The sequence below is a fragment of the Plesiomonas sp. ZOR0011 genome (assembly GCF_000800945.1).
In the GTDB taxonomy this organism is placed as follows: Bacteria; Pseudomonadota; Gammaproteobacteria; order Enterobacterales; family CAMTGL01; genus Plesiomonas; species Plesiomonas shigelloides.
The window spans coordinates 26,638-38,259 of record NZ_JRKB01000062.1 but is presented as its reverse complement, the minus strand read 5'-3'; the positions used below and the strand labels follow the sequence as shown (position 1 = coordinate 38,259).

The window sequence follows — 11,622 nt, the reverse complement described above, 5'->3', positions numbered from 1 at the left end:
TATAATCCGCCGCGGAGTTGGCCAGACAGTCGCCGCTTCGTGGTCGTCCCCTCGGGGAGACACACGGGGGGGAGGAAAGTCCGGGCTCCATAGGGCAGGGTGCCAGGTAACGCCTGGGCGGCGCAAGCCGACGACTAGTGCAACAGAGAGCAAACCGCCGATGGCCTGTGTTTCACAGGATCAGGTAAGGGTGAAAGGGTGCGGTAAGAGCGCACCGCGCGACTGGTAACAGTTCGTGGCACGGTAAACTCCACCCGGAGCAAGACCAAATAGGGGTTCATTGGTGCGGCCCGCATTGAACCCGGGTAGGTTGCTTGAGCCAGTGCGCGAGTGCTGGCCTAGAGGAATGACTGTCCACGACAGAACCCGGCTTACCGGCCGACTCCCTCATTTCGAGAAAAAGCCACGTCTTTGACGTGGCTTTTTTCCTTTTTGGACTGAGTACGCCGCTTCTTATATTTATCTCGGATTCAGTTGCACGGATAAGCATATGAATTTTCTGATTTCCCCGAAAAATGGCGGCTAGTCTGTGCTGCATCACGCTTGACAAGCTTTTTCCCCCCTCCGTAAACTTGCATTTGTGGGAATTTATGGGTTTTTGTGGTGAATTTTGGGTTGCAGGGGATACAAAACGACCATGTTTCGTGGTGCCCTGTCCTTAAGCCTCGACAGCAAAGGACGCTTGGCGATACCAACCCGCTACCGGGATCACTTACTGAATGAATGTCTGGGACAGTTAATCTGCACCATCGACATCCATCAGCCCTGTCTGCTGCTTTATCCATTACCACAGTGGGAATTTATTGAGCAAAAACTGGCCGGTTTATCCAGCATGGTGCCAGAAGAGCGGCGTATTCAGCGTTTGTTGCTGGGGCATGCCGCCGAGTGTGAGATGGACAGCGCAGGACGAATTTTATTGCCAGCCACCTTGCGCAGTTATGCCCAGTTGCACAAAGAGCTGATGCTGGTCGGCCAGCTTAATAAATTTGAGATTTGGGATGCAGATGCATGGCAGCAGCAAATCCAACTTGATATTCAGGCGGAGCAGACCGGCCCTTCAGTGCTGTCTGCCCGATTACAGGATCTATTTTTATAATTATGTCAGAACAAACTTCCCATATTACCGTCCTGCTGCATGAGGCCGTGGGCGGTCTTGCTATTCGCCCGGATGGTATCTATATCGATGGTACTTTCGGTCGTGGCGGACACTCTCGCCTGATCCTGTCCCAACTTGGCCCACAAGGGCGTCTGATTGCGATTGACCGTGATCCGCAGGCGATTGCTGAAGCGGCTACCATCGACGATCCGCGCTTTCAAATCGTGCATGGCCCGTTCTCGAATGTGCAGCAGTATGTTGAAGAGCTGGGTTTGACCGGCAAAATTGACGGCTTCTTGCTGGATCTGGGCGTCTCGTCACCGCAATTGGATGATGCCGAGCGTGGTTTTAGCTTTATGCGTGATGGCCCACTGGATATGCGTATGGATCCGAGCAGTGGTTTTTCTGCCGCCGAGTGGCTGCAAAAAGCCGAAGCCGAAGACATTGCGTGGGTGCTGAAAACTTTCGGTGAAGAGCGTTTTGCTAAGCGGATTGCGCGCGCGATTGTTGAGCGCAACCAGAGCGAGCCGATGACTCGCACCCGTGAGCTGGCTGAGCTGGTTGCGGCTGCTAGCCCAGTGAAAGAGAAGCACAAGCATCCAGCGACCCGTACCTTCCAAGCGATTCGTATCTATATCAATAGCGAATTGGAAGAGATTGAGCGTGCATTAGATGCCTCGTTGACCATTTTAGCGCCGGGTGGCCGCTTATCCGTGATTAGCTTCCATTCGCTGGAAGACCGGATTGTGAAGCGCTTTATCCGTCGTCAGAGTAAAGGCCCAGAAATTCCTGATGGTTTGCCATTGACCGAAGCGCAGCTGGCCGGTGGGAAGAAAATGCTGACCATCGGTAAAGCGATTAAGCCGTCAGAGGAAGAGATCGCGCAAAATGCACGCTCGCGCAGCTCGGTATTGCGTGTGGCGGAACGGATGGCTGACTGATGAGCACCGAACGTCACTCACTGACTTCAATTATTGCGGAGGACTTGCTGCGATTTGGCAAGATCCCGCTGTTGTTGCTGATCCTGGTGTTGCTCTCTGCGCTGGCGGTGGTGTTGAGTACTCACCGCACCCGCTTGCTGATTGTGGAGCGTGAGCACCTGATGTTAGAGCGGGATGCTCTGGATATTGAATGGCGTAACCTGATTCTGGAAGAAAATGCGCTCGGCGATCACAGCCGAGTAGAACGGATTGCCACCGAAAAACTGCAGATGCAGCGGGTTTCTCCGGCACAGGAAAAAATGGTTAAACAATAATGGCGAAACCGATCCGAACGTCGAAAAATAAACGCCCGGAAGAGAAGAACGATTCCAGTTTTATTCGCTGGCGCTATGTGCTGGTGGGTGGAGTGATGGCAATGGCGCTGGTCGGCCTGTTGCTGCGTGCGGCATGGATCCAAGTGGTCAATCCTGATCGCTTGATCCGCGAAGGGGATATGCGCTCTTTGCGGGTGCAGTCCGTCAGTACGCCGCGCGGAATGATCACGGATCGGGCTGGGCGTCCGCTGGCGGTGAGTGTGCCGGTGGATGCGGTGTGGGCCGATCCGAAAGAGATTGCCGATACCGCGTCACTGGAAAGACACGAACGCTGGAATGCACTGGCCGATGCGGTTGGTATTCCACTGGATAAGTTAACTTCACGGGTAAAAAGCAACCCGAATTCCCGTTTTATCTATCTGGCGCGCCAGATTAGCCCTTCTTTAGCGACCTACATTCGCGAACTGAAAATCCCCGGAATTTACCTTAAGCAGGAATCACGCCGTTTTTATCCGAGCGGTGAGGTGAGTGCGCACATCATTGGCTTTACCAATATCGATGGTAAAGGCATTGAAGGGGTAGAGAAGAGCTTTGATACCTGGCTGACCGGTGAGCCGGGTAAGCGGGTGGTGCGTAAAGACCGCTTTGGTCGCGTGGTCGAGAATATCTCGGCGGTGGAAAGCCGCGCCGCGCATGATTTGTCGCTCAGTATTGATGAGCGCTTGCAGGCGATGGCCTACCGTGAGCTGAAAAATGCGGTGACCTTCAACAAGGCTGAGTCCGGCTCCATTGTACTGCTGGATGTACAGACCGGTGAAGTGTTAGCGATGGCCAACTTGCCGTCATATAACCCGAATAACCGTGCCCAGATTGACAGCGCTCATTACCGTAACCGCGCGATCACCGATACTTTTGAGCCGGGTTCGACCGTGAAACCGTTGGTGGTGCTGACCGCGCTGGATCGCAAAGTGGTAAAAGAAAATGCGGTGCTCAACACCATGCCGTTTTACGTGAACGGCCACCGGGTGCGCGATACCGTGGTGTATCCAGAGTTGACGCTGACCGGTGTGCTGCAAAAATCCAGTAACGTGGGGGTATCCCACTTGGCGTTGGCGATGCCAGAAACCGCGCTGCCAGAAACGTACAGCAAGTTCGGTTTTGGCCAGCCAACCAATCTGGGTTTGGTCGGGGAAAGTAGCGGCATGATGTTGCAGAAAAGCCGTTGGGCTGACATCGAACGCGCAACCTTCTCGTTTGGTTATGGTCTGATGGTAACGCCACTGCAACTGGCGCGCGCCTATGCCACTCTCGGCAGTTTCGGTGTGTATCGCCCGCTGTCGATCACTAAAGTGGACCCGCCAGTAGAAGGCACGCGGGTGTTCTCAGAAGAGCTGACCCGTAAAGTGGTGCACATGATGGAAGCGGTGGCCTTGCCGGGCGGTGGTGGTCGTCGTGCGGCGGTGGATGGTTATCGCATCGCGGTGAAAACCGGTACGGCGAAAAAAATTGGTCCGAACGGCAAGTATGTCGATAAGTATATTGCTTATACCGCAGGGGTGGCTCCGGCCAGTAATCCGCGGTTAGCGCTGGTGGTGGTCATCAACGAACCACAGGCCGGTCAGTATTACGGTGGTGCGGTGTCTGCCCCGGTATTTTCCGCCATTATGGGCGGGGCACTGCGCATTCTGAACATCCAACCAGATGCCTTGCCGTCAGAAGATGAAGTTGTGCTTAATAGGAGTGGGAACGCCCGTGTCAACACATGATTTGCGCTCGTTGTTAGCGCCTTGGGTAAAAGATGCTCCGGCGCGAGCGTTACGGGAAATGACGCTAGACAGTCGTACGGCCGCGGCCGGCGATCTGTTTATTGCGGTTCTGGGACACAAGACTGATGGCCGTCGTTATATCGCGCAGGCCGTCGCGCAGGGTGTTGCGGCCGTGATTGCGGAAGCCGAAGGGGAAGCGTCAGACGGTTGTATCCGTGAAGTGCACGGCGTACCGGTGGTGTACTTAAGCCAGCTTAACCGCAAGCTGTCGGCATTGGCCGGCCGCTTTTATCATCAGCCGAGCGAACAATTAAAATTAATCGGCATTACCGGCACCAATGGCAAAACTACCACCACGCAACTGGTGGCACAGTGGGCGCAATTGCTGGGTGAAACTGCGGCAGTGATGGGCACGGTGGGCAATGGCCTGCTGGGCAAGGTGAGCCCCACCGAGAACACCACTGGCTCTGCGGTGGATGTGCAGCATGTGCTGTCAGATATCCGCGCGCAGGGTGCCACGGTCGCGGCGATGGAAGTCTCTTCCCACGGCTTGGTGCAAGACCGAGTAGCGGCGCTGCAATTTGCCGCAGCCGTGTTTACCAATCTTAGCCGCGATCACCTCGATTACCACGGCACCATGGAGAACTATGCCGAAGCCAAGTGGCGTCTGTTCTCCACTCACCAGTTTGGTCAGGCCATTATCAACGCCGATGATGCCATTGGCCGTGAGTGGTTAATGCGTCTGCCGCACGCGGTGGCGGTCAGCATGCAGCCGACATTGCCGCTGGCGTGGGATGGCCGTTTCCTGTGTGTCACCGAGGTGGCATATCACCCACAAGGCGCGCGTATTGCGTTTCGCTCAAGCTGGGGCGATGGCCAAATTGACAGCCCACTGATGGGCGCGTTTAACGTGAGTAACCTGACGCTGGCATTAGCTACGTTACTGGCGTTGGACTATCCGCTGGCAGATTTGCTGCGTAGCGCCGCGCACCTGCAACCAGTCTGTGGCCGGATGGAAGTATTCAGCGCGCCGGGCCGTCCAACCGTATTGGTGGACTACGCCCATACACCCGATGCGTTGGAGAAAGCGCTGGAAGCGGCGCGCCTGCACTGCCATGGTCAGCTGTGGTGTGTGTTTGGCTGTGGTGGCGATCGAGACCGCGGTAAGCGTCCATTGATGGGCGCGCTGGCCGAGCAGTTGGCCGATCGCGTGGTGATCACCGATGACAATCCACGCACCGAAGATCCGCAGGCGATCGTGGCCGATATTCTGGCCGGTCTGGTAGCTCCGGGTGTGGCACAGGTGATTGCTGGTCGCGCCGAGGCGGTCACCGCCGCGGTGATGAATGCCGCGCCGAATGACGTCGTACTGCTGGCCGGTAAAGGTCATGAGGATTACCAAATTGTCGGTCAGCGCAAGCTGGACTACTCCGATCGTGAAACCGCGGCCCGTCTGCTGGGAGTGGTGGCATGATTGCCCTGTCGTTAGAACAACTGGCGCAGGTTGTCGGCGGTAAGCTGCTGGCCAGCGCACCAGAGGCGCAGCGTTCCATCACTGAGGTGACTACCGATACGCGTAAAGTGACGGCCGGTGCGCTGTTTATCGCTCTGCGCGGTGAACGCTTCGATGCCCATGATTTTGCCGCGCAAGCGCAAGAACAGGGCGCGGCGGCATTGTTGGTTGAGCGCGAGTTACCGCTAGCGATCGCACAAATTGTGGTGGCCGATACCCGTTTGGCGTTAGGTCAGCTTGGCCATTGGGTACGTACTCAGTGCCGAGCGCGCGTGGTTGCCATGACCGGTTCATCGGGCAAAACCACCGTAAAAGAGATGACGGCAGCGATTTTGGCGCAGCGCGGTAACGTGCTGTATACCGCCGGTAACTTTAATAACGATATCGGTGTGCCACTGACACTGCTGCGCCTGAGCAGCGAGCATGATTATGCGGTGATGGAGTTGGGCGCTAACCATATCGGTGAAATTGCCTACACCACGGCACTGGTGCAGCCCGAGGCGGCGTTGGTGAATAACGTGATGGCGGCGCATCTGGAGGGCTTTGGCTCACTGGCGGGCGTGCGGCAGGCGAAAGGCGAGATTTACCAAGGCTTGAGCGCGACAGGAACCGCAATAGTCAATCTGGATATCGATGAGCATCAGAGCTGGCAACCGGCGTTGCAGGGTAAAATCGTGCGTACCTGGTCGATGCGCCAGCCGGCAGATTACACCGCTAGCGACATTCGCTGCGCGCGTGGGCTGACGACCTTTACTCTGCACACTCCTGAGGGTGAGCAGGCGATCGCGCTGCCTTATCCGGGGCTGCACAATGTGTCTAATGCATTAGCCGCAGCGGCGCTGAGTATTGCTGTCGGCGCATCATTATCTGACGTGGCCACGGGGTTAGCCTCGCTTCAGCCGGTGAAAGGGCGTTTATACCCATTGGCGCTAACGCCATCGCTGCTGGTCTGGGATGATACCTACAACGCCAATGTCGGTTCAATGAAGGCGGGGATTGCGGTATTAGCGCAGCATGCAGGGCTGCGGATTTTGATTGCCGGTGATATGGGCGAGCTCGGTGATGAGAGCGCCGAATGTCATCAGGCGGTCGGTGACGCGGCGCGTGATGCCGGTATCGATCAGGTCTTCACCGTCGGCGTTCTGAGCCAAGCGATCAGTGCACCAAGTCAAGGGCAGCATTTCAGTGATAAAGCCGCGTTGCTGGCGGTATTGCTGCCGTATGTCGCTCAACAATTACAACAAGATGCCAATATCACCCTATTGGTGAAAGGTTCGCGCAGCGCAGCTATGGAAGATGTCGTGCGGGCGCTGCAGGAGACGTTTACATGTTAGTTTGGTTAGCGGAATTGCTGGTGAAGTATTACAGCGGATTCCATGTGTTTTCTTATCTTACCCTTCGCGCCATTGTCAGTTTGCTGACCGCCTTGGCCATTGCCTTGTGGATGGGGCCACACCTGATTGCGTGGCTGCAAAAATTGCAGATTGGCCAAGTGGTGCGTAACGACGGCCCGGAGTCGCATTTTAGTAAGCGCGGTACCCCGACCATGGGCGGTTTGATGATCCTGACCTCCATCAGCATTTCGGTGCTGCTGTGGGCCAATCTGAGCAACCCGTATGTGTGGTGTGTGCTGTTTGTGCTGCTGGGCTATGGCGCGGTGGGCTTTGTCGATGATTACCGCAAGGTAGTACGTAAGAACACCAAAGGGCTGATTGCTCGCTGGAAATACTTCTGGCAGTCGGTGATTGCGTTGATTGTGGCGTTTGCACTGTACGCGACCGGTAAAGATACCGCTGCTACTCAGCTAGTGGTGCCATTTTTCAAAGACATCATGCCGCAACTGGGCTTGCTGTACATCCTGCTGACGTACTTTGTGGTGGTGGGAACCAGTAACGCCGTTAACTTGACCGATGGTTTGGATGGCCTGGCCATCATGCCGACCGTGTTCGTGGCGGCGGGTTTAGCGCTGGTGGCTTGGGCGACCGGTAACGTGAATTTTGCCGAATACCTGCATATCCCGTATATCCGTCACAGTGGTGAGCTGGTGGTGGTATGTACCGCGATCGTGGGCGCCGGACTGGGCTTTTTGTGGTTCAACACCTACCCAGCCCAAGTTTTCATGGGCGATGTTGGCTCGTTGGCGCTGGGCGGGGCGCTCGGGATCATCGCTGTGTTGCTGCGCCAAGAGTTCCTGCTGCTGATCATGGGCGGCGTGTTTGTGATGGAAACCTTGTCAGTTATTTTGCAAGTGGGCTCGTTCAAATTGCGTGGCCAGCGGATTTTCCGCATGGCGCCAATTCATCACCACTATGAACTGAAAGGCTGGCCGGAGCCGCGAGTGATCGTGCGCTTTTGGATCATCTCGCTGATGCTGGTTCTGATTGGACTGGCTACCTTGAAAATTCGCTAAGGATTGTCTGTCATGGCGTGCTATGCGGGTAAAAATATCGTCATTATCGGGCTGGGGAGTACCGGCCTGTCCTGCGTGGATTTTTTCATGCAACAGGGTGTGGTGCCGCGGGTGATGGATACCCGCAGCCAACCGGCGGGGCAAGATCGCTTGCCTGACGGCGTTGAGCTGCATACCGGCAGTTTGAACAGTGAGTGGCTGCTGGCCGCCGATCTGATTGTGGCCAGCCCAGGGATTGCGCTGGCGCGCCCTGAACTGCAAGCGGCGATCCGCGCCGGTGTGGAAGTGGTGGGCGATATCGAACTGTTCTGCCGCGATGCCTGCGCGCCGATCGTAGCCATTACCGGCTCGAACGGTAAAAGTACTGTCACGAGCTTGGTGGGTGAGATGGCGCGCTGCGCCGGCTTGCGTGTCGGCGTGGGCGGTAACATCGGCATTCCGGCCCTGTCACTGCTGAATGATGACTATGACCTGTATGTGCTGGAGTTATCCAGTTTCCAGCTGGAAACGACCTCGAGCCTGCACGCCAAAGCCGCCACGGTGCTGAATGTCACCGAAGATCATATGGATCGCTATCAAGGTATGGACGACTACCGCGCGGCTAAATTGCGCGTCTATCAAGGCGCCAAGACGTGCGTGGTGAATGCCGAGGATCCGTTAACGCTGCCGCAGCAACCAACCGCAGAAGTCGTCAGCTTTGCGCCGTCGCACGGCGATTACTGTCTGGGTGAGCATTTGGGTGAGACCTGGCTGATTGCCGGCGGTTTCCCGGTCATGCCGGTGGCGCGTATGAAGCTGGTTGGCCGTCATAATCAGGCTAACGCCTTGGCGGCGTTGGCGTTGGCTGATGCTGCCGGAATTAGCCGTCATGGCTCTGTGTTGGCGCTGGAAAACTTTACTGGCTTGGATCATCGCTTCCAGTTGGCGCATGAGTCTTCTGGCGTGCGTTGGATTAATGACTCCAAAGCCACCAACGTAGGCAGTACTGAAGCGGCGCTCAATGGCCTGCAAGTCGCTGGGCGTTTGTTCTTGCTGCTGGGCGGCGATGGTAAAGGCGCTGATTTCAGCTCACTACAACCGTTGCTGCAAGATAGTCATATCCACCTGTACTGCTTTGGCCGCGATGGCGCGCAATTGGCTGCGCTGAAAGAGAGCGCCGTGCTGACCGATACCATGGAGCAGGCGATGCGCTTGATTCAGCCGCAAGTGGCGGCGGGTGATATGGTGCTGCTGTCACCGGCATGTGCCAGTTTGGATCAGTTCAAAAACTTCGAAGTACGTGGTCATGAGTTTACCCGTCTGGCACGGGAGCTGGCGGGATGAGAGGCTTTAACCTGTTCGGTCGCCTCAGTAACTGGGTGACCGGAACATGGGAAAACGACGATCCGGGCGTACAGCTGTATGACCGGACGCTGTTCTGGCTGGCGATTGGCTTGGCAGTGATCGGTTTTATCATGGTGACCTCGGCATCGATGCCGGTGGGGCAGCGTTTGGCTGATGATCCGTTTTTGTTCGCCAAACGTCATTTGCTGTATCTGGTATTAGCCTTCGGCTTGGCGCTGGTCACCTTGCGTATACCGATGAGTATGTGGCAGCAGCTGGGGGTGCCGCTCCTGCTGCTGTCGATTGCCATGCTGATCGTGGTACTGGGGGTGGGTAGCTCGGTTAACGGGGCATCGCGCTGGCTGGCGCTAGGTCCGATCCGTATTCAGCCGGCGGAGCTGACGAAGCTGTCGCTATTCTGTTACCTGTCTGGCTATCTGGTGCGTAAAGGCGATGAGGTGCGCGGCAGTCGTATCGGGTTCTTAAAACCGATGGGCGTGATGCTGCTGCTGGCCATGCTGCTGCTGTTACAGCCTGACTTAGGTACTGTGGTGGTGCTGTTCGTGACTACCCTTGGCATGCTGTTTTTGGCCGGTGCACCGCTGTGGCAGTTCATTGCCTTGATTATCACCGGCATCATGGCGGTGGTGGTGCTGATTTTGGCTGAGCCATACCGAATTCGACGCGTTACCTCCTTCCTCGACCCGTGGCAAGATCCGTATGGCAGTGGCTATCAGCTTAGTCAGTCATTGATGGCGTTTGGCCGCGGTGATTTTTGGGGGCAGGGGCTCGGTAACTCGATTCAGAAGTTGGAGTACTTACCAGAAGCGCATACTGACTTTGTTTTTTCGATTATCGGCGAAGAACTCGGTTATGTCGGTGTGGTTCTCATCCTGTTAATGGTATTCTTGCTCGCTTTCCGTGCGTTGGCCATTGGCCGGCGTGCATTAGAAGCCGAACTGCGTTTTTCCGGCTTTTTGGCCTGTGCTATCGGGATCTGGTTTAGCTTTCAGGCGTTGGTTAACGTCGGGGCGGCCGCCGGTATGCTGCCGACCAAAGGGCTGACGCTGCCGCTGATCAGTTACGGCGGCTCCAGTTTGCTGATTATGTCCACCGCAGTGGTAATTTTATTGCGCATTGACCATGAGACTCGTCTGGCCAAGGCGCAGGCACATGTAAGAGGAAGCCGATGAAGGCGAAGCGTTTGCTGGTGATGGCCGGTGGTACCGGAGGACACGTGTTCCCGGGGCTGGCCGTAGCACATCAGCTGATGGAACAGGGCTGGCAGGTACGCTGGCTGGGCACGGCGGATCGTATGGAAGCGGATCTGGTGCCAAAACACGGCATCGAAATCGACTTTATCCAGATCTCCGGTTTACGCGGTAAAGGCTGGCGTGCTCAGTTGGGCGCGCCGCTGCGCATTTGGCGTGCGATTCGCCAAGCGCGCCAGATTATGCGCGATTATCAGCCGGATGTGGTGCTGGGCATGGGCGGTTATGTCTCCGGCCCCGGTGGCGTTGCCGCTTGGCTGCAAGGCATTCCAGTGGTGCTGCATGAGCAAAACGCCATTGCCGGCCTGACTAACCGCTGGTTATCACGTATTGCCGCCAAAGTGCTGCAAGCCTTCCCGGGCGCGTTTGCCAAGGCCCCGGTGGTTGGCAATCCGGTACGCCAAGATGTGCTGGCGTTACCTGAGCCGGCGCAGCGCATGAAAGATCGTAGCGGGCCGCTGCGTGTACTGGTGGTGGGCGGCAGTCAAGGGGCGCGTGTCTTAAACCGCACCCTGCCTGCGGTGGCCGCCGCGCTGGGTGACCAAATCACCTTGTGGCATCAAGTCGGCAAAGGTGCGTTACCGGAAGTGGAGCAGGCCTATCAGGCTGCAGGCGCGACCGGGCACAAGATCACTGAATTTATTGATGACATGGCAGATGCCTATCAGTGGGCGGATGTGGTGATTTGCCGCTCCGGTGCTCTGACCGTGTCTGAACTGGCCGCTGCTGGGGTTCCAGCGATTTTTGTTCCCTTCCAGCATAAAGACCGTCAGCAATACCTGAACGGTTTAACGCTGGAGAAGGCCGGAGCCGCTTACATTATTGAACAAGACCAGCTGACGGCGGAACGTCTGGAAGCGCAACTGTTGCTGTTAAACCGGCCGCAGTTACTGGCCATGGCGCAGCATGCGCGAGCCGCCGCGATTCCAGATGCAACTGATCGGGTTGCCGCTGTTATTCAAGCGCTGGCAGACAAGAGAACATGATG

At 56.6% G+C, this 11,622-nt stretch carries 10 protein-coding genes and 1 other RNA gene; all 11 read left to right on the top strand.

The window, feature by feature from the left end:
* Positions 1–13 precede the first annotated feature (13 nt).
* The 11 genes from rnpB to murG all read left to right on the top strand — a co-directional run bounded on the left by rnpB (position 14) and on the right by murG (position 11,620).
* Positions 14–390, top strand: an RNA gene (rnpB, locus tag L975_RS17320) — RNase P RNA component class A.
* A gap of 247 nt (positions 391–637) precedes the next feature.
* Complete coding sequence (gene mraZ / locus L975_RS10985; RefSeq protein ID WP_010862629.1) at positions 638–1,096, top strand: division/cell wall cluster transcriptional repressor MraZ; 459 nt, start codon at positions 638–640, stop codon at positions 1,094–1,096.
* Between the two features lie 2 nt (positions 1,097–1,098).
* On the top strand, positions 1,099–2,037 hold the full coding sequence (rsmH, locus tag L975_RS10980) for a 16S rRNA (cytosine(1402)-N(4))-methyltransferase RsmH (protein ID WP_039046496.1): 939 nt from the start codon (positions 1,099–1,101) through the stop codon (positions 2,035–2,037).
* Complete coding sequence (ftsL, locus tag L975_RS10975; RefSeq protein ID WP_010862627.1) at positions 2,037–2,351, top strand: cell division protein FtsL; 315 nt, start codon at positions 2,037–2,039, stop codon at positions 2,349–2,351. The genes rsmH and ftsL overlap by 1 nt, the downstream gene beginning before the upstream one ends.
* Complete coding sequence (ftsI, locus tag L975_RS10970) at positions 2,351–4,117, top strand: peptidoglycan glycosyltransferase FtsI (RefSeq protein WP_039046498.1); 1,767 nt, start codon at positions 2,351–2,353, stop codon at positions 4,115–4,117. Before ftsL ends, ftsI begins: the two co-directional genes overlap by 1 nt.
* Positions 4,104–5,591, top strand: a complete 1,488-nt coding sequence (gene murE / locus L975_RS10965) for a UDP-N-acetylmuramoyl-L-alanyl-D-glutamate--2,6-diaminopimelate ligase (protein WP_039046499.1) — start codon at positions 4,104–4,106, stop codon at positions 5,589–5,591. The genes ftsI and murE overlap by 14 nt, the downstream gene beginning before the upstream one ends.
* Positions 5,588–6,964 (top strand): UDP-N-acetylmuramoyl-tripeptide--D-alanyl-D-alanine ligase, encoded by a 1,377-nt coding sequence (murF, locus tag L975_RS10960; RefSeq protein ID WP_047708683.1) that lies wholly within the window; start codon positions 5,588–5,590, stop codon positions 6,962–6,964. The genes murE and murF overlap by 4 nt, the downstream gene beginning before the upstream one ends.
* Positions 6,958–8,040 (top strand): phospho-N-acetylmuramoyl-pentapeptide-transferase, encoded by a 1,083-nt coding sequence (gene mraY, locus L975_RS10955; protein WP_010862623.1) that lies wholly within the window; start codon positions 6,958–6,960, stop codon positions 8,038–8,040. The genes murF and mraY overlap by 7 nt, the downstream gene beginning before the upstream one ends.
* Positions 8,041–8,052: 12 nt before the next feature.
* Positions 8,053–9,363, top strand: a complete 1,311-nt coding sequence (murD, locus tag L975_RS10950; protein WP_039046501.1) for a UDP-N-acetylmuramoyl-L-alanine--D-glutamate ligase — start codon at positions 8,053–8,055, stop codon at positions 9,361–9,363.
* Complete coding sequence (ftsW, locus tag L975_RS10945) at positions 9,360–10,556, top strand: cell division protein FtsW (protein WP_010862621.1); 1,197 nt, start codon at positions 9,360–9,362, stop codon at positions 10,554–10,556. Before murD ends, ftsW begins: the two co-directional genes overlap by 4 nt.
* Positions 10,553–11,620, top strand: a complete 1,068-nt coding sequence (murG, locus tag L975_RS10940) for an undecaprenyldiphospho-muramoylpentapeptide beta-N-acetylglucosaminyltransferase (protein WP_010862620.1) — start codon at positions 10,553–10,555, stop codon at positions 11,618–11,620. Before ftsW ends, murG begins: the two co-directional genes overlap by 4 nt.
* Positions 11,621–11,622: the final 2 nt, after the last annotated feature.

Coding starts and splice junctions, on each gene's coding strand:
- mraZ (WP_010862629.1), top strand. CDS start 638: ATGTTTCGTGGTGCCCTGTCCTTAAGCCTCGACAGCAAAGGACGCTTG.
- rsmH (WP_039046496.1), top strand. CDS start 1,099: ATGTCAGAACAAACTTCCCATATTACCGTCCTGCTGCATGAGGCCGTG.
- ftsL (WP_010862627.1), top strand. CDS start 2,037: ATGAGCACCGAACGTCACTCACTGACTTCAATTATTGCGGAGGACTTG.
- ftsI (WP_039046498.1), top strand. CDS start 2,351: ATGGCGAAACCGATCCGAACGTCGAAAAATAAACGCCCGGAAGAGAAG.
- murF (WP_047708683.1), top strand. CDS start 5,588: ATGATTGCCCTGTCGTTAGAACAACTGGCGCAGGTTGTCGGCGGTAAG.
- mraY (WP_010862623.1), top strand. CDS start 6,958: ATGTTAGTTTGGTTAGCGGAATTGCTGGTGAAGTATTACAGCGGATTC.
- murD (WP_039046501.1), top strand. CDS start 8,053: ATGGCGTGCTATGCGGGTAAAAATATCGTCATTATCGGGCTGGGGAGT.
- ftsW (WP_010862621.1), top strand. CDS start 9,360: ATGAGAGGCTTTAACCTGTTCGGTCGCCTCAGTAACTGGGTGACCGGA.
- murG (WP_010862620.1), top strand. CDS start 10,553: ATGAAGGCGAAGCGTTTGCTGGTGATGGCCGGTGGTACCGGAGGACAC.